Raw genomic sequence first — 19,299 nt, 5'->3', positions numbered from 1 at the left:
TTTCCACTTGATTCAATTTATATTAAATCACTTCATTAGCCTTCAACACTTCTAATTCTGCAGCTGTTAATCCTAACCATTCTCCATAAACTTCTTCATTATGTGCACCTAACTCTACACCTGCCCATTTAATTTCACCTGGTGTTTCGCTAAACTTAGGTACAATCCCTGGTATTTTAATCGACCCTAATGGTTCATATGGCACTTCTACAATATTTTCTCTAAATTTGTATTGTGGGTCATTAAAAATATCTTCCGCATCATAAACTAAACTTACAGGAACACCTGCCTCCTTTGCTACCTCTTGTAACTTTTTATATGGCAATGAACCTATCCACGCTCTAACAATGCCATCGATTTCAGTATCATTTTGTACTCGATCCTTCATTGTTTTAAAATGTGGATGTTCTCTCAATTCTTCTTGCTTCATAGCCGTAGTTAAGTATTCCCAAGTCCTATCTGTACTACAAACTAATACTACCCATTTACCATCAGCCGTCTCATACGTTCCTCCCGGACTTGATGAACCTGATAATTTTGGAGAGCGTTGTTTAATACGACCATTTTTATCATATTCCGCACAAATAATTTCCATAAATCTAAAAACACTCTCATACAAACTTACGTCTATTTCTTGCCCTTTACCATGTAATGCATCTCTATGGTATAAAGCCATCATAGTTGAAAACGTAGCATATAAACCTGCAATATAATCAGTTAGAGAAAAAGATGGACTCACTGGCGGTCTATCTGGATAGCCAGTAATAAATGTCATCCCTGAAAATGCTGTGGCTGGTGTTCCAAAACCAGCCATTTTAGCATTTGGTCCAGTCTGCCCATATCCGGTTACATGAGTCAAAATAATATTAGGATTATGCTTTTTCATTTCACTATAACCGATTCCCCATTTATCTAATGTGCCAGTTCTAAAGTTTTCAATTACCACATCGGCTTTTTTTACCATTTCTAAAAATATCTGCTTTGCTTCATCCTTATGCAAATCAAGAGTGATAGATTTTTTATTTCGCCCAGTATTAGCCCAACGCATAGGTGTCCCTTCATGATAAGGACCTAGCCGTCTAAATGGGTCGCCCCCCTTAGGCATTTCAATCTTAATTACTTCAGCTCCAAAATCTGCCATTAAACCTGCTGCAAAGGGAGCTGCAATAACTGTAGATAAATCTAGTACTTTTACTCCTTCTAATAATTTCATGTCTCGCACCTCTTTCTATATTGTGAAATTAAGTTTTTACAATAAGAAATTCTTTAACTAGATATTACCATTTTATCTATTCAATTACAAGAATTTTACTATTCCACATACAGACAAATATTCAATTTATTATTTCACAATGTAAAATTTTTGTTAATTGAAAAATTCATAGTATAATGGAGTTAATATCGGATATATTTTATTAAAAGGAGTCATAATGGCTACTGAAAGCAAAGTTAAAGTTTTAGACAAGGCACTTGATATACTTGAATGTTTCTCTGAATCAAAGCAAGAGTTATCGTTAACTGAATTAGCTGACTTAACGCAGCAATCCCCTAGCACTGCATATCGAATTATAAAAACATTAGAATCTAGACACTTTTTAATTCGCCATGAAAACAAAAAATTTTCTCTAGGTCTTAAATTGATGTATTTAGGAAGTTTAGGAACTGGCTCTGCTATAGAAAGACTAAAAAATCTCGCGCTACCAATCATGAGTAAACTAAGAGAAGAGGTAAATGAAAGTATTAGCATTTACATTCGCGAAGGCAATAAGCGAATTTGCATCACACGCCTTGAAAGTACTAACTCATTACGACAAGTCATACGTATCGGCGATAAATATGATATTAATCAAGGCGCCACTGGAAAAATTCTATTAGCGTATGAACCTAAAACAACCCAGCAAACAATTTTACTTGACGATTTTCCTCAGTGGGAAAAAACTATCCAACAAGTCCAACACGATGGATACGCCATTAGTTCTAGTGAACGTGCTGAAGGCGTCTCTGCCATTGCAGTTCCCATCTTGGGACTAAATAACACGATTTTGGCAGCACTCTCACTTTCAGGACCTACTAATAGACTCTTGGACAAAGATCTTCAAAGCAAAATCGCAGCAGTAATCCACTTTGGTCAAGAAATCTCTAATGCAATACAAAATGAGTCAAACATAGATAATAAATAACAAAAACCCCTATGAACTCCATCCTCAAATGGACCTCATAGGGGTTTGTTTCATATGCAATTATTTACGCATCTACATGCGCTGGTTCTTGCTTATTGCTTACTGGACGATCCACTGTGGATTCATCGTTGAACGCCTCTTTATCAAAAGTGCCCATAAGTTTATCTACAACAATAGCATTAGTCATAGAACCGCTTACATTAAGCATTGTACGGCCCATATCAATAATTGGGTCGATAGCAAGTACTGGGGAAATCATGCCATAGAAAGCACCAAGGCCTGTACCAGATAAAGATACCGAAGCGGCCATAGTCGCTGTACCAGGAATACCCGCAATACCCAAAGAACCAAGAGCGATTACGATAACGCTCATGATATACATAGTTAAATCAAGCTCTACACCAGCAACGCGGGCGATGTAAACAATACAGAGAGCCGGGAAAATACCAGCACAACCTTGCATACCAGCGGTAGTGCCAAAGCTACCTACTGTATTAGCAGTCGCTGCATTAACACCTAAACGTTTCGTCAAGGTATCTACCGTAAGTGGCAATACACCCATGCTGGAACGAGACGTAAAGGCTAAGAACAATGGTGCTCTTGCTTTACGGAAATACATAACTGGGTTCACGCCAAACATCATGAGTAAAATAGATTGTACAATCAACATGATAATAACGCCTACATAAATAAGCACTACGAAGAGGCCCATGTCAGCGATGGCCTGGAAGCCTTTAGTAGCAATCGTGCTAGCTAATAGAGCTAATACGCCATAAGGCATTAAACCGATAACAAAATCAGCTACCCAGGAAATAATCAAATGCAATTCGTTAAAGAATTTTGTAACAAGTTCAAGATTGCTTGTACCAGTTTGTTTAATCAAACGAGCAATACCGCCAATAATAACCCCAAATACTACAACTGCAATAACACTTGTATTCGCCATCGCGGCCACAGGATTTTTAGGAATTAACGCACGGATTGTATCTACCACTGGTGTTACATCCTTCATTTTAGCTGGTGTACCACCGGTTAAGGCCATGCCTTCACCTAAGTGAGCCACCGTACCTAAAGCCAAGCCTACTACGGCAGCAATAGCAACCATAATAAGCGCTACAGCAGCTGTGGAAGTAACCAACTTCTTAAGGTCGGCACTACGATTCATGTTTAAAATAACATGGATAATAGAGATAAATACCAATGGAATTACAAGCATCAAGATTAAATCAATAAAGCCGCCACCGATAAGGGAGAACCATTTTGTGCTTTCTTTGATAAATACAACTTTAGTTGGATCTGTTGGGAATCCTGCAATAAATTGTACAAAGAAACCAAGCACAGCACCAAGAATAGTGCCAATGATTACTAGATTACCAAATGCAACCTTTTGACGCTGTAAATAGTAAATGAAACCTAATAAAGCTGCAAATACTGCGATAATTAGCACACTTGTTAAATTGCTAATCATCAAAAACTGTTGAAAAAATGGAATATCCAATTCCGTTCCTCCTAACTATTCAATTGTGAATGTGACTGAATCATTATAACATAAGTCAATCTAATTTCCTACTGTTCTAGTATAAAATCATAAAGAAATATCTAAATTTCACTATACGTATATGTTATAACAAAAAACTGTAGCAACTAAAATTAGTTGCTACAGCATTTTACATTCTATCTCTTCACAGAGGTATTAACTTTTAAAAAGTCAAACTTAGTCGACTAAAATAAAGGTTACATTGATTGGACCATGTACACCAACAACGCGAACAAGTTCGATGTCAGCTGTATTGGATGGACCAGAAATATGAACCACATTAGAAGGGAATCCTTCAGGATTTTCCTTATATACTTCAGTCAATTTAGCCATAGTTTGTGTCATACGAGGCATAATTGTCTTCGTATCAATAATAGCAATATGACAAAGTGGTAATAAGCCAATGGAGCGACCACTTTCTTCATTGCTTGGCTGAATAACAGTTGCTGTTTCAGCAATACCAGCAATTGGGAAAGTAATGCCAATTTCAGCTACCTTTGCTTCATCAATATTAGCATCGCGGCCATTAGCACCGACCCATTTAAAGAAAGTAGCTTCTTGAGGATCTATTTTGCTAAAAGCTTCTTCTAATTTATACTCTTCAGCTAATTTAGAAGATGGGTAAATAACTTTACCACCACCACGAGCTTTAATTTCATTTAATAAGGTTTCTACAAGATGTGCTTTATCAGTAGTAATGTACTTAGTACCTACTTTTTCACATTCCACCTTAAACATATCAACTACTTGTTCATGCGAAAGCTCAGAGTACATGTTGGCCTGAGGACCTTGTTCATAAGGAAATGGCACCACATAAGAAGGAATCTCTTTACGACCTAACGCATGAGAAATACGGCTAAAAAATGCTTTACGTTTTGCTTCATCCATTGTTATGTCTCTCCCTTACTTACGTTTTTTACTAGCTTCATATTCAGCATATACATCACGGAATTTCTTGAGTTTCAAGGTATTCATGTCTTTAGCTTTTACCCAGCCACCAACAACTGGAAGGAGTTTAGTCCAATCAGCCATTTGACCGTTTTTACTCATTAATTTCATACCAAGGGCACCAAGTTTAGTACCATAGTCGAAAAGGAAGGAGTTACTAAATACAGTAGCCACTGTATTGAAAATAGCTTTTTCTGCAGCTGGACGTAAATCAGCTTTATCGGCAATATTTACGCGATGCTTACGAAGTAATTCATGGAGTGGAATCTTAACTGGACAATGTTCCCAACATTCACCGCAAAGTGTAGATGCATAAGGTAAATCGCCAGCTTTTTCATAGCCCACAAGTAATGGAGTCAATACAGCGCCCATTGGACCTGGATAAATAGAACCATATGCATGACCTGTAATATGACGATATACTGGGCAAATATTCATACATGCACCGCAGCGAATACAACGAAGCATGGAATTAAACTCGCCACCTAAAATATTGGAACGACCATTGTCGATAATGATGATGTGAAGTTCTTCAGGACCATCTGCTTCACCCTGTTTAGCTGGGCCAGTGATAACTGAGAAGTAGTTGGAAATCTTCGCACCTACAGAAGAGCGAATCAACATTTCCATCATAACATCAAGACCTGCAAAATCAGGTACTAAACGTTCCATACCCATAAGACAAATCATAGTCTTAGGCATGGAGCTACTCATACGGCCATTACCTTCGTTAGAAACAATAGTAATAGAGCCCGTTTCAGCTACAGCAAAGTTACAGCCAGTAAAACCGATATCAGCGCGAAGGAAACGATCGCGAATACGTTTACGTACGAAGCGTGTCATTTCTTCTGGGTCTTCTGTACCTTCATAGCCTAATTTTTCATGGAAGGTATCGCGAATGCGGTCACGAGAGAAATGAAGTGCTGGCACTACGATATGAGATGGTGGGTTCCAATCAGCTGTTTGAAGAATAAATTCTGCCAAGTCAGTTTCATTAACTTCCACGCCAGCTTCCATTAAATGCTCGTTAAGGCTTATTTCTTCAGACACCATAGTCTTACCTTTTACGACCATTTTAGCATTCTTTTCACGCACTACATCCATTACATAGCTATTCGCTTCTTCTGCATCTTTAGCAAAATGTACAATAGCGCCTGCTTTAGTAGCATTTTCAGCAAATTGATTTAAGTAATAGTCTAAATTGCTAAGTACATGGTCGCGAAGATCCGCAGCTTCATCGCGGAATTCTTCCCATTCAGGTACTTGATCTACAAGTGTTTTACGTTTTTCATAGAATACGTCTTGCGCCTTTTGAATGGCCTTCACTTTGAAGTCATTGGCAAGAACATCGTTAACGCGTTCTTTAAACGGGCGTTGATCATATAAAATAGCCATTTTTAGTTCCTCCTAACGACTAGCGACAGTTCAATAATTCAGCAATGTGCATTACGCGAATATGACGGTCAATTTCGCCATCTTTATATAAGCGATCAAGCATACCTTCAATGTTCATAAGGCAAGCTTGGTCAGAACCAGCTACTACATTAGCGCCAGATTCATAAATAGTCATTGCTTTTTCGCGTGTCATAACAGCAGAAATTTCAGGCTCTTTTACAGTAAAGGTACCGCCAAAACCACAGCAACGTTCAGCGCGATGCATTGGCAAGTATTCTAATCCTTTAATATTTTCTAATAATTTCATCGGTTGTTCTTTAACACCCATGAGACGTGTTACGTGGCAAGACTTATGATAGGTTACTTTATCATTGAATACAGCACCTACATCAGTAACACCTAATACGCCAACAATAAATTCAGTGAATTCATAAATCTTTTCACTCAATTTAGCTGCACGATCTAACCATTCTGGCTCATCTTTTAATACATGAGTGTACTCTTCGCGAATGGCGAACGCGCAAGAACCAGATAAGCTTACAATATAGTCAGCATCTTCAAATACTTCAATCGTATTTTTCATCGCTGCTTTTGCCGCTTGATCATAACCAGAGTTCATAAACATTTGTCCGCAACATACTTGCTTCTTAGGCACTGTAATGTCACAGCCTAAACGTTCTAACACCTGTACGCCGGCCATTCCCACATGGGGATAAAACATGTCAATTAAACATTGTGAAAATAAATGAATTTTCATTTCCTCACATCCTCATCTCTTCTACGTACTTACAATGATTGATTACCCACACTTGCGTATAAGATATTCTATTTACTATCGATGCAATCGATTCATAGAAACTCTATTATATCTTGATTCATTCGATCCATAGACATATTTTTTCAAATTCGCACGGAAATCACTACTAACATTATATAGAATATAAAAAATATTGTCCAAATAATTGCGATATTAGCAATCAGGTTATAGTTTATGCAAAAAAGTAATAACTATCATCAATATAAGTAAAAGCGATAATTATTATCATAACTTCCTAATAGCCATCTCCTACATAAAACAACAAAAGCCCTTAGAAATTGTGCCTCAACACCTATCTCTGCCTTTAAAGAGACTGCACTTCATGATATAATCAAACTAGTTGAAATTAGGTACTTTATATCTCAAATAGAGTATTATCAACCTATTTCCAACAACTATTTTGCTTATATTATTTTATCATAATTACTGCGGGAATTTATTTATACTGCATAATTGTTAATTTTCCATGAATTGTGTTATAGCATGAAGCACAAAATATAAATTGTGCTATATCATCAAACACGAAAGGAGATTGTATATGTTATCACGTTCTTTACGTTTAGCCATCTTAGGGGCTACTCTATTCACAACTTCACTGTATGCCAATCAAAGCTTAGCCGATACAGTGGACCAAACAGCTCAAAATGTAACGGCTGTAAGTTCTTTAGTCAACACAGATGGGACCAAGAAAGTACTCACTAAAAAACCAACTGCAGCTGATCAAAAAGCTGCTGCCATTGCAAGCCAACGCAATGCACAGAGCATAGCCGATGCGAAAGCTGCTGTAGAAGCGGAAAAAGCTATTACCTTTGAAGATGTTAAAGACCATTGGGCTAAGCCGTATATTAATGACTTCGTTAAATCAGGTATTTTAGAAGGCCCAGGAGAAGGTGAATTCAAACCTGACGAAGCCTTATCCACTGCTGATGCCGAAGCGCTTTACAACAAGTTAATTGCTGTGACTAAAACTGATATTGCCAACACAGTAGCTAATAAATACAAAGCGAATAAAAAGAAAACTGTGAAAGAGCCTAAGGCTGTTACTGGTGAAACATTACTAGCGCCATTTGCTGGGGAAAGCAAAATCACTCGCCAAGAGTTTGCTCAAACAGCTGCTACCTACGCACAATACAAAAGTGATTTAGAAGAAGTAGCCACTGGTGTAGTAGATAAAAAAGAAAAAAGTAAAAAAACAGTCGCTAAAGAATTAGAAGCGGCAGTAAACTTTAGTGATGCATCTGACATTAGCAGCGAGTATCAAGAATCTATTGGCATCTTAGCTTCTAAAGGTTTTATTTCTTCTGGAAAAACTTTAGAATTTAGACCAACTGAATTCATAACACGCGCTGAAGCTGTTACTATGTTATACCGCATCAAGCATAATGAAGTAGCTCCTGCACCAAAGGCTGTAGAAGCACCAGAAACGGTTACAACAGTGACTAACGAAACCGGCACTGCAGCAGCGACTAAGACTGATGCTAAAGCTGATACTAAAGTAGAAGCTAATGTAGATTCTGCAAAAACAACTGCAGCTGAAACTAAGTCACAAAATAATGCTACACCAAGTAAAACAACAACTACTAAAGAAAGCGCTGTAACTACTACTGATGCAGCCAAAGTATCCCTTGAAAACCGCATCTTCAAGAAATTAAACGGTTTATATAAAACACCGGCTAATTTCCAAAATTATGGCGTTATGTACTGGCAAGATAATCAATTACATGTAGCCTTGAAGAGTGCTGATGATTTAGATACATTGGAAGAAAACATTGCTGATGATAAATCGGTAGACAAAGTAAGCGGCAAAACACTTAAAGACTCTGTAGTCCTTGAGTCTACTAAATACAGTCAAGCAGAATATGACCGTATTGAAGCGAATTTCCGTAAATACTACGCCCAAAAACAACCAGCTGGTGCTGTGTTGAGTGCATATCCATCAGTATTACACAATCAACTCATTGTTACTGTAAATAAAAGTTTTGAATATATGAATGATTCTATTAAAAATGCCTTTGGTACTAAAGTTCATATATTCGTATTAGAAAGTTAATAAGGAGAGCGCCATAATGAAACGATCAAACCTATATCCTCGGGAGTATCGCTATATAGGCTTCCTCGGCATATGGCTATTAATCTCTTACCTATTATTTACTTGGAACTTCCCCATGACAGATACGGTGGAATCCAACTATGCCTTAACTGCGCTTACCATGATGGAGCATAATAATTACATCTCACCGATGATTTATGATGTGTATTGGTATGATAAGCCCATCTGGACATATTGGATGCTTATTGCCTCCTTCAAGCTCTTTGGCGTGTCAGATTTTGCGGCCCGATTCCCTTTTGCCATTTGTGCTATGTTAAATGGCCTAGTCATGTATCTTGGCGTGCGCACCCTCTTCAAGCGGGTGCGCCTCGCTTTGTGGAGCGCCATTATACTGGGGACCTCCTTAGAATTTTGGTATATTAGCCACGCCGTATTGACGGATGGCTTCCTCTTCTTATTTACACAGGGCATTTTCTTTTTTGCCTATAAGGGCTTTCAATTACAAAGTCAGAAGCAGTTCACCTTTGCCTATATTTGTGCAGCCTTAGCCGTCCTCACCAAAGGACCTATTGGGCTCATTTTACCAGGACTTATTCTATTACTCTATGTGCTGCTTTTTAATCGCAAGAAAGAAAATTTAGCCTTACTCTTTGCCCCATTAGGCTTATTAGCCTTCTCTATCGTAGCCCTTCCGTGGTATGTTGTAATGTACAATATTCACGGCATGAATTTCATTGACGAATTCTTAGGCCTGCACAATTATGTGCGCGCTACCATACCAGAACATCCTGAGCAAAATTGGTGGTATTTATATTTCCTCATAGCGCCTGTTTCCATTTTTCCATGGACGGGTCTGACCGTTTATGAGCTAGTACAAATCATTCGCCATAAAGAGTCCCGTCATTGGACTGCCTATGCCCTCACTTGGGGCCTAGGAGTATTCATTTTCTATAATCTAATGGCCACCAAATATTTGACATATACTTTTCTATGTTTAATTCCCTTTGCTGTCATAACGGCACAAGGGGGCTTGCGATTATGTGGTGTTCATGGCCAAGGAAGTACAGATGAGGAGTCAATACCGTCTACCCATGCAGCGAATGTAAAATTAATAGCTAAACTCTTATTCATTCCTTTATTAGCTATTACCACACCAGGTCTAATCATTTTGGTTTATACGCTAGCTTCAGAGCCTACTATGACCTCACCAATGCCAGACAATTTGTGGCATGCAGTATTTGTCATTTTAGTGGCCTTAAGCTTACTCTTATTGCCATTAGTAGCCTCGTATCGACGACACAGTGTAAAAAACATCTTCGCCGGCACAGCTATTAGTATTAGCTTATTCTATTTAGTCTTATTGAATTTATTGCCCCCTTTAGTGCAACAAGCATCTACTAAAGAGTTAGCGCAAATTCTCCCTCTCGAAGCCTCAACACAAGTTTATTACTACCGAGACTATCGAACTTCATTAGTCTATTATAGCGGCCATCCAGTAACACAAATTATCGCCCCTGAGGCAGAAAATGACCTTTGGAGCGAAGGAAAGAATGTAATGCCTACCACCACCATAGAAGGTGCAGTAGAGAAAACAGCTAATGAATCTGATTACATTATACTGGTACCCAATAAATATAATAGCAATTTTACAGCCACTGCTTTGGCCCCTAGAACCTATGAATGGGGTCGCTTAGGTAATATAATTATTTATATGGCCAAATAATATAATTTATCTCTATTTATCGAGGAGTACCTTATGTTTTTATCAAAGAATCACGTAAGAAAAATGATCGCCTTGGCATTAGCCCTCGGCGTATCTCATAGCTTTGTTTATAGTGCAACCCCCAATGTAACCGATGAAGCCGAAGAATCAGCTCAAGCTGTAACGATTACAAAAGCACCAGAAAAAACAACTTTGAGTCCTTTGCTCTCTAATTACTACACTAATGTGAATACTACACAAGCTATGGATAAAGCGAGTCGCACGGCTACAAATGAAGAGCCTCAATCTACAGTAGAAAGGAACCAGAAAATCTTTGGCACTAGCCCCAACAGCTTAAGTAGTGATAATTCTGCTATGTTTGAAGAAGCCCGTAAATATACATTTACTGATGTGCCAAGCGATTTCTGGGCTGCTACCTCCATTGCTGTAATGACTAATAAACAGCTCATATCTGGCTATAATGATGGTACCTTTAAACCAGATAAACCAATTACACGCGAAGAAGTAGCTGCACTATTTAGCAATTTAGTGTCAGAGCAAAATACGGTTATGCTCTCTAGTAGCTTTAAAGATATTACGTCTGATCGTTGGTCTGCCAATGCCATTGAGCGCGTAGCACGCCTCAATATTATTAGCGGCTATGGAGATAATACATATCGACCTGAAAAATTTATGTCTCGCCAAGAGTTTGCCGTTGTAGCCGATAACTACATCCACTACTTAGGCTATGAGTCAGATAATTATGTAAACGAAGAAGACATTCACTTTAGTGATCAAAAATTCGTGGCGCCTTGGGCTCAAGAGGCTGTAAAAGAATTAGCACTCCTCGGTTTCTTAAATTATCAACCACATAATTTATTTAATCCAGAAAAGTACATTACCCGTGCTGAAGCCACTGAAATCACGTATCGCATTACTAACAGTAAAGAAGCGCTCCATTTACGTGAAACTATTTTGCATCAACAGATTCAAAATAAAACCTTAGCCCTCATCGAAAAAACCTTTGGCAAAAGCTATGTGTTTAGACTTCATGGCGCCCTCTTTTGGCAAGATAATAAGCTCATTGTAGCCTTCCAAAGTGGTAGTGACGCCAAAGCATTTGGCGCCGCCTTAGCCTTCTCTAAAGATAAGGACCTAGTGCAAAATGTGGAAGTTAGAAATGGCAGCCTAAACGAGGTAGAGCTCAACAAACTTCAAATCGATGCAGCCTATGCATACAACCAGGAAGAGCGCGCTGGCTCCATCCTAGCCGTTACACCTAATAAGAATGTGAACGGCTTAGTAGTAACCGTCGACCAATTGAGCGACGTAGGGCAGAAGAATTTGAGTAAACAATTTGGAACTAAAGTGGTATTTGCTTTACCTGAAAATGAGTAAAAAATCATAATAAAAAAATAAAAGCGTAGAACAAATTAACAAAAAAGTTCCCTTATCTTATTATCGCGACCATCACTGCGAAGCAGCTGTGTTCGATAAGATAAGGGAACTTCTTTTTTATGCTATTTTCTATTATTTAATGGCTTTGCGAGCTACGCCTGTTTTGATTGCTGTTTCAGCTACGGCCTTAGCCACTGCTAACGGCACGCGTTCATCAAAAGCATTAGCTACTACATAGTCTTCACGAAGATCTTCATCAGCTACAAGATTAGCTAATGCTTCAGCAGCTGCCAATTTCATTTCATCATTAATTTTAGATGCATGAACGTCAATAGCGCCGCGGAATACACCTGGGAAAACGTTTACATTGTTAATCTGGTTAGGTGCATCACTGCGACCTGTACCAGCTACACGAACGCCACATTTCTTAGCCACATCATACATAGCTTCTGGCACTGGATTAGCCATAGCAAATACGATGGAGTCTTCTGCGAGATTTTTGAGGATTTCTTCGGTGAAAGCACCAGCTGCAGATACGCCTAGTAATACGTCAGCACCTTTTGCTACTTCTTCTAAAGTACCAGTTTTTTCCTCTTGACCAAGCAATTTAATAAGTTCAGCTTGTAATGGATCAAGGCGCTTGTAGTCTTTGTTTAATACGCCAGAGCTTACCATTAATGTAATGTCGCGAGCTCCTGCAAGATACAATAAGCGCGCAATATTAGCACCAGCTGCACCAGCACCATTTACAACGATTTTAACCTTTTTAAGGTCTTTTTTTACAAATCGAAGAGCTGCTTCTACACCTGCTAAGCAAGCGATAGCTGTACCATGTTGATCATCATGGAATACGGGAATTTCAAGCTCTTCTTTTAAGCGATTTTCGATTTCATAGCATTTAGGAGATGAAATATCTTCTAAGTTAATGCCAGCAAAGTTTTTTTGCACCAATTTTACAGTGCGAATAATTTCTTCTGTATCTTTTGTATCAAGAACTAAAGGCACACAATCTACATTGCCAAAGCGTTTGAACAATAAAGATTTACCTTCCATTACAGGAATGGCTGCGGCCGCTCCAATATCACCAAGGCCAAGTACGCGTGTACCATCAGATACAACGGCCACCATATTGCCACGGCAAGTTAAATCAAAGGATAATTCTTCTTTTTCCTTAATACGCAAACAAGGCTCAGCTACACCAGGCGTATATGCTACTGACAAATCATGACTATCCTTCAATGGATATTTTGTGCCAGTTGTTAAAAATCCACCTAATTCCAATTTCTTTTGAACTGCTTCTTCACGTACACCCATGTTAAGCCTCCTATAATTTTAAGCTTGGCAAGTTACGGCCATAGAAAATTTCGGCCATTTCTTGTCGTAATAGTTGATTAATATGCTTCCGTTCTTTTGGAGTTAAATCATCTTCGGTAATACCAAAAAGATAGTTATTAATATCGTATTCTTTTAACATCATTTTAGTATGGAAAATATTTTCCTGATACACATTTACGTCGATCATATTGTATAAATTCTTTGTCTTTGATTCAATGAAGTTTTGAATTGAATTAATGCGATGATCGATATAAATCTTTTTACCCTGCATATCACGCGTAAAACCACGTACGCGATAGTCTAGGCTGATAATATCAGAATCGAAGCTACTAATCAGATAATTTAGTGCCTTCAATGGAGAAATTTGCCCACAAGTTGACACATCAATATCGGCGCGGAATGTACTAATACCACGATATGGATGGCTTTCTGGATAGGTATGAACTGTCAAATGACTCTTATCAAGATGGCACACCACATCTTCCTTCTCAATTTCATCTTCTGAAATCAAAATTGTTACACTCGCACCTTGCGGATCATAATCTTGTTTAGCCACATTAAGGATATTAGCACCAATAATGTGAGACACTTCCGTTAAAATATCCGTCAACCGCTGGGCATTATATACTTCATCTATGTATTTAATATACTCTTTTTTCTCTTCTTCTGAGCGAGTATAGCAAATATCATAAATATTAAAGCTCAAGGTCTTTGTTAAATTATTAAAGCCATATAATTTCATCTTTTTTATTGGCTTCACGGATGTTTCCATAGCGTCGTTACACCTTCCTCAATTGAATTCATAACCATTATATCGAAAATTTTCTTTATATTCAAGCGAACTATGCATATAGGACATGTATTATCCCACTAGGTGCATAGCTCACCAAAGGCCTTAACTACCAATTATTTTCGTTCATATAATAAAATTGAACGGTAAATTTGCCATTATCATACGTAGCCAATGCAATTGTACCGCCTGATTTGTCCCGCGGCAAGGCCGGACTGCCAGGATTAACAAATAGACAATCTGATGCATCATAAGAGCCATGATGATGTGAATGCCCTGCCACGCAAAGCGATGCTCCCATAGATCGGCCCAAGGAAATAATTTCCGCCGTCCGATTATAAGGATAAAATTGATCACCATGAGTCATATAAATATATGTGTCCTTATATGGTATCAACTGCTCTCTTGGCTCTAAAGGCTTTTCTCTGTCATTATTGCCGCGCACAGCTATAACTGGCACATCGACTAAGCCTGCCATATAGCGCGCATCATCACCATAATCTCCTGCATGTAGCCATAAATCTACATCCCATAAGGCTGTGCGTTCAATGATGTCATCTACTACATCTAAATAGCCATGGGTATCACTGATTATGCCTATTCGACCAAAGACCTCGTCTTTCGACTCCTCCGCTGTCCTATCAGCCGTCGTAAAACGCACGTCCGTCATTGAACTCACCTCCTTTAATCTAAAAATTATTTCATCTTTGCCAATAATTCTTTTAGCGCCAAGCCCCGATGACTGCGCTTATTCTTTTCTTCTAATGAAATTTGCGCCATAGTCTGCTTTACATCAGGTAGATAAAAATAAGGGTCATAACCAAAGCCCCCGTCCCCGACTGGCTTATCTTGAATTAAACCAGAGCAAGTACCTCGAGCAGTAAACTCGCGGCCATCAGGATACACTAAGGCCAATTCACACACATAATGAGCAGTTCTCTCTTCGAATGGAATGGCCTGTAGATTTTCAATGAGCTTACGATTATTCGCCTCATCATCACAAGCGTCCCCCGCATAACGAGCAGAATGAACCCCTGGCTCACCACCTAATACATCGACAGCTAAGCCACTATCATCGGCCAAGCAAGGTAAACCTGTTGCCTTCATATAATAATTAGCTTTGATGCGCGCATTATCTAAAAAGGTCTCGCCATCTTCAACAGGTTCTGGCACATTAACTAGCTCACCTACGCCTACCACGTCAAGGCCTAAGGCTTCAAAGGCGGCTTTAAATTCACGGATTTTACCCTTATTATGGGTTGCTACAACTAATCTACTCATCCCTTGTCCCTACTCCAATAAGCCGAGCTACATCACCAAGAGCCTCACGTTGCGCTGACATCAATGTATCAGTAGCTTGTTCTGCCAAGTCCAATAAGGTATTTAATTCTGCACGGCTAAACGTACCATGTTCACCAGTGCCTTGTACTTCAATAAGATTGCCTGCTCCCGTGCGAACTACATTCATATCCACTACAGCTTGGCTATCTTCTTCATAACATAAATCAGTAATAGGTCCTTCTTCACCAATGCCTACGGAAATAGCTGCACAGTAATCCCGCACTGGGAATGGTCCTTCTCCATTGTATAAACTGTCTACCGCATCAACCAAAGCCACAAAAGCACCTGTAATAGCGGCGGTACGGGTACCGCCATCAGCTTGAATTACGTCACAGTCCAAGGTAATCGTATGTTCACCTAAGGCGTCTAAATCCACCACAGCACGCAAAGCGCGACCAATGAGGCGCTGTATTTCTACAGTGCGACCTGACTGTTTGCCCTTGGCTGCTTCACGGCTATTGCGAGTCTGCGTCGCTCTCGGTAATAAAGAATACTCAGCGGTCACCCAACCACGACCTTCGCCCTTCATAAAGCGCGGTGCTTTTGCCTCCACCGAAGCATTACAAAGCACCTTAGTGTTACCACATTCTATTAATACTGAGCCTTCTGCATAGGCTGTAAAATGGCGCGTAATTTTTATAGGTCGAATCATATCCGATGTTCTGCCATCAATTCTCATAATTGTCACTCCTAATAATAAATTCTTCGACTTATATTATACCATATGAAGAAATGCAAACTTTAATTTTACCTGCCCATTTTACAGATTATATAAACCCTGTAGACTTATAAAACTTCTTGCACATCCTTCATAGGGTCCACTACTACATAGCGGTCTGCACCGCCTATTTTCTTAGCACGCCACGCTTCCTCATAGGCATCGCGACGACATGCCTCATCCGCTTGCCAAGGGATGAACATGGCAAATACATGCTGTGCTCCATATGGGCCATGGTAGCTACTAGAATCAATACTATGCCAACCGACCTTATCAGCATAGAGGCGAATGCGCTCGGACCGCTCCTCCGTAATGCCCGTCTCATCATAGTAAATCTGGCGTCGATCCGTCCAATAATCACCTAAGCCTAGTAGCATCTGCGCCTGAAGTTCAAAGCGCCCACGCCACTGTGTATGCCATCGCTTTATAATATCATCAATGTCCCGCGTTACCTGGTCTTTTTGCTTATAGCGATTGGCATCGAAAGCAGGTTCTATAACTTGACTATAATCTAGTCCAGCCAGAGCCAATACCACAGCAGTATTTACATAAGGCAAAGCCTCCTGCACAGAATAGCCACCTTCAAGAACAGCAATTTTAGATTGGAGCATATCTGTAATCTTCGCATATCCTTTAGCCGTCACTTCCATATTCGCTAAGGGGTCACTAAAATGATTATCCTGCCCTGCTGAATTAATAATTAACTCAGGGCCAAAATCCTCAAGCATAGGAAGCACCACTTCTTGTAGTACTTTTTGTATCCCCTCATCACCCGTCCCTGGTGGCAGTGGAATATTAACTGTGCCACCAACTGCCTGTGGACCACCAAATTCATACATAAAACCAGTGCCAGGATATAAGGTGCGCCCATCTTGATGAAAGGAAATATACAAAGTATCTGGGTCATGATAGAACACATCTTGTGAACCATCACCATGATGAACATCCGTATCCACTACAGCCACTCGTTTCACTCCATAGTGACGGCGCAAATAAGCAATCATTATGGCTTCAACATTGACTGTGCAAAAGCCACGAATACCATGCACCATAGTCATGGCATGATGTCCAGGAGGTCGCACTAAGGAAAATGCGCGGTTCACCTCTCCTTTCATGACCGCATCAGCTGCCACTAAAGCGCCACCAACCGAGACGCGATGTGCCTCTGTCACCCAAGCCTGCAGTGATGGTGCCCCCACATGAACGCGCTCAATATCACTCCATTCAGCTAAGCGCGGATTATATTCTCGTATTGCCGGATGCTCTAATAAGCCTTCCTCTAGCAACTGATCTCGTGTATATAACAAACGTTCTTGTCTCTCTGGATGCGTACTTGAAATTTTCCAATCAAAAGCTGGGAAAAATACAAGTCCTAATTTATTTAACATGATATTTCACCCCCGCTGGTCGCTGTGCTCTTACGGTAATCAAACGATGCATAGACTGCCACCCTTCAATAATAGGCACATCTTCACTATAAATAATTTCACAACTATCGGGATTCGCCAAACCAAGACTCGTTGCCTCTTGCGCAATCAATTGTGCGGCTAAGCTTTTTACATCCTCTAAATTACGCATCCCATCGCCCTTGCTGTGAAGGCCTAATTCTGGCACAACTAAGGTATTTTGAGCCGTATCTAAATGCACGGTAATCTCCAATGTTTCCTTCGCTAAGGCTGCTCCGATGGCATTGGCCACTGCCCCCGCATCAGGAATTGTAACTGGCAAATTCATCGCCTCGCCCACCAAAGGTGCCAAGGCTGTTGCTGTGCCACCAACACCTACAATATGCTCCGGCACAAATTGGTTAGGATTTACAATATCTGCCACCACATAAACAGGCAAGCGATTTTCTTCTTCCACAGCTTCAGCTATGCCACGGTCAATAATATCAATAGCTTGACGAACGACTTGCTCTGCTACAGCATGAGGAGTTTCACCTAATTCTTTACCTAATGCCTCATAGCCTGCCTTAGCTTTTGCTACATCACCATAATTAGCTTTTCCCAATACTAACAAAGCATCACCTAATGTAGGCGCTTTGCCACCTAAAGCTAAGGATGGTCCAATGCGCATAGGCCCTACTTGCAATTCGCCCTGTTCAATATGAACTAATGTTTCGCCGCCAATACCAACAGATTTAACTGCAAAGGAGCGCACTGCGCTAGGATATTCTCGAATCGTCGCACCACCTCGCGCCATCAATGGCGTATTGCCACGCCACAATGAAATATCAGTAGTAGTGCCACCCATATCAAGAGCTACTGTCATGGCCTCAGGCATTTCATGCAAAGCCCCTATACCTAATACACTAGCGGCAGGGCCAGTAAATACAGTTTCTACAGGCCTCTCTTCCATCGTGTGCAGCGGTAAGGCACCACCATCAGCTTTTAATATATAAATGGGAGCATCCTTGTGATACGCTACTACAGCTTCACTAACAGCTTTGGAAAATCCCGCAAAAACAGAGCTAACTGCACTATTAAAGTAGGCACTAATGGTACGTCGTGGGAAGTTTAACGTACCACTTAAACGAGCCCCTTCTGTAACTAAATCATACTCTACGCCTCGTAAATACGCCGCTACACCTTGCTCTAATTTAGGATTGCGAACGCTAAATTTGCCTGATACAGCTGCACATTGTGCCTTTTTATGTTCTAACGCAAGCTTCAAATCGCGCTCACCAATGGTGCGCACTAAGGCCCCGCGATGGTCTGTATAGCCGCGGAGTATAATGGGCTCTACTGGCAATATAGGTCTAATATCCATACCTGGCCCAGGAATGATATATAAATCGACTATATCTTCTTTTTTATTAATCAAGGTATTGGTAATAATTGTAGTAGATAAAGTAATCCGCTCTACTTTTTCTGGAATCACCACTGATTTAATACCAGCTAAGGCCTCAGTGATCCCTTGTAATAAATCATCATGTGTGGTGCGGCACTTATGGCTCCCTAGCAATCGCCCCTGCTCTACTACGACGGCATCAGTAAAAGTGCCACCTACGTCAAGACCAATTAACATATATACCTCCTACTCTTCTTCCTATCAGCAATAAAGCAAAAAGAGGCCCTCGGGCCTCTTC

At 40.0% G+C, this 19,299-nt stretch carries 16 protein-coding genes; 4 read left to right on the top strand and 12 right to left on the bottom strand.

Translation table 11 applies throughout. From position 1 onward, the window contains the following. Positions 1–22: 22 nt before the first annotated feature. Positions 23–1,213 carry a CaiB/BaiF CoA-transferase family protein gene (locus QZR90_RS02160; RefSeq protein ID WP_295788263.1) on the bottom strand — a complete coding sequence of 397 codons (1,191 nt, stop codon included), beginning with the start codon at positions 1,211–1,213 and terminating at the stop codon, positions 23–25. Positions 1,214–1,430: 217 nt separating this feature from the next. On the opposite strand from QZR90_RS02160, the gene QZR90_RS02155 reads away from it, so the two are divergent. Further along, positions 1,431–2,180, top strand: a complete 750-nt coding sequence (locus QZR90_RS02155) for an IclR family transcriptional regulator (RefSeq protein WP_295788260.1) — start codon at positions 1,431–1,433, stop codon at positions 2,178–2,180. 64 nt (positions 2,181–2,244) lie between these two features. On the opposite strand, the gene QZR90_RS02150 is transcribed toward QZR90_RS02155, so the two are convergent. The 4 genes from QZR90_RS02150 to QZR90_RS02135 all read right to left on the bottom strand — a co-directional run bounded on the left by QZR90_RS02150 (position 2,245) and on the right by QZR90_RS02135 (position 6,817). After that, on the bottom strand, positions 2,245–3,678 hold the full coding sequence (locus tag QZR90_RS02150) for a cation:dicarboxylate symporter family transporter (RefSeq protein WP_295788256.1): 1,434 nt from the start codon (positions 3,676–3,678) through the stop codon (positions 2,245–2,247). Between the two features lie 216 nt (positions 3,679–3,894). After that, positions 3,895–4,605 (bottom strand): lactate utilization protein C, encoded by a 711-nt coding sequence (locus QZR90_RS02145; protein ID WP_295788253.1) that lies wholly within the window; start codon positions 4,603–4,605, stop codon positions 3,895–3,897. A 15-nt stretch (positions 4,606–4,620) separates the two neighbouring features. Next, positions 4,621–6,060 (bottom strand): LutB/LldF family L-lactate oxidation iron-sulfur protein, encoded by a 1,440-nt coding sequence (locus tag QZR90_RS02140; RefSeq protein WP_295788251.1) that lies wholly within the window; start codon positions 6,058–6,060, stop codon positions 4,621–4,623. A 19-nt stretch (positions 6,061–6,079) separates the two neighbouring features. After that, positions 6,080–6,817, bottom strand: coding sequence for a (Fe-S)-binding protein (locus tag QZR90_RS02135; protein ID WP_295788248.1), 738 nt, complete (start codon positions 6,815–6,817; stop codon positions 6,080–6,082). 598 nt (positions 6,818–7,415) lie between these two features. Between QZR90_RS02135 and QZR90_RS02130 the strand changes: the two genes are divergently transcribed. Genes QZR90_RS02130 through QZR90_RS02120 form a run of 3 tightly spaced genes read left to right on the top strand, consistent with a single transcriptional unit; the run spans position 7,416 to position 12,027 of the window. Then, positions 7,416–8,927: an S-layer homology domain-containing protein gene (locus tag QZR90_RS02130; RefSeq protein ID WP_295788245.1), complete on the top strand. Its 1,512-nt coding sequence runs from the start codon at positions 7,416–7,418 to the stop codon at positions 8,925–8,927. A gap of 16 nt (positions 8,928–8,943) precedes the next feature. Further along, the gene (locus tag QZR90_RS02125) at positions 8,944–10,650 is read left to right on the top strand and encodes a glycosyltransferase family 39 protein (protein ID WP_295788243.1); all 1,707 of its coding nucleotides are present in this window, start codon (positions 8,944–8,946) and stop codon (positions 10,648–10,650) included. Positions 10,651–10,683: 33 nt separating this feature from the next. Continuing rightward, complete coding sequence (locus QZR90_RS02120; protein WP_295788240.1) at positions 10,684–12,027, top strand: S-layer homology domain-containing protein; 1,344 nt, start codon at positions 10,684–10,686, stop codon at positions 12,025–12,027. Between the two features lie 132 nt (positions 12,028–12,159). Here the strand turns inward: QZR90_RS02120 and QZR90_RS02115 are convergent, their stop codons facing one another. The 7 genes from QZR90_RS02115 to QZR90_RS02085 form a co-directional block, all read right to left on the bottom strand. Next, positions 12,160–13,341: an NADP-dependent malic enzyme gene (locus tag QZR90_RS02115; RefSeq protein WP_295788238.1), complete on the bottom strand. Its 1,182-nt coding sequence runs from the start codon at positions 13,339–13,341 to the stop codon at positions 12,160–12,162. A gap of 10 nt (positions 13,342–13,351) precedes the next feature. Continuing rightward, complete coding sequence (gene speD, locus QZR90_RS02110) at positions 13,352–14,134, bottom strand: adenosylmethionine decarboxylase (RefSeq protein ID WP_295788236.1); 783 nt, start codon at positions 14,132–14,134, stop codon at positions 13,352–13,354. A gap of 127 nt (positions 14,135–14,261) precedes the next feature. Beyond that, positions 14,262–14,822: a metallophosphoesterase gene (locus tag QZR90_RS02105; protein ID WP_295788234.1), complete on the bottom strand. Its 561-nt coding sequence runs from the start codon at positions 14,820–14,822 to the stop codon at positions 14,262–14,264. A 26-nt stretch (positions 14,823–14,848) separates the two neighbouring features. Beyond that, positions 14,849–15,433 (bottom strand): XTP/dITP diphosphatase, encoded by a 585-nt coding sequence (locus QZR90_RS02100; RefSeq protein WP_295788229.1) that lies wholly within the window; start codon positions 15,431–15,433, stop codon positions 14,849–14,851. After that, complete coding sequence (gene rph / locus QZR90_RS02095; protein ID WP_295788227.1) at positions 15,426–16,172, bottom strand: ribonuclease PH; 747 nt, start codon at positions 16,170–16,172, stop codon at positions 15,426–15,428. Before rph ends, QZR90_RS02100 begins: the two co-directional genes overlap by 8 nt. A 107-nt stretch (positions 16,173–16,279) precedes the next feature. Beyond that, on the bottom strand, positions 16,280–17,599 hold the full coding sequence (locus tag QZR90_RS02090) for a histone deacetylase (protein WP_295788225.1): 1,320 nt from the start codon (positions 17,597–17,599) through the stop codon (positions 16,280–16,282). Further along, positions 17,589–19,238 carry a hydantoinase/oxoprolinase family protein gene (locus QZR90_RS02085; RefSeq protein ID WP_295788223.1) on the bottom strand — a complete coding sequence of 550 codons (1,650 nt, stop codon included), beginning with the start codon at positions 19,236–19,238 and terminating at the stop codon, positions 17,589–17,591. Before QZR90_RS02085 ends, QZR90_RS02090 begins: the two co-directional genes overlap by 11 nt. Positions 19,239–19,299 lie beyond the last annotated feature (61 nt).

The organism is uncultured Veillonella sp., from assembly GCF_900545795.1.
GTDB lineage: Bacteria > Bacillota > Negativicutes > Veillonellales > Veillonellaceae > Veillonella_A.
Note: the sequence above shows the minus strand (reverse complement) of the source record. Positions and strands in the feature narration are given on the sequence as shown.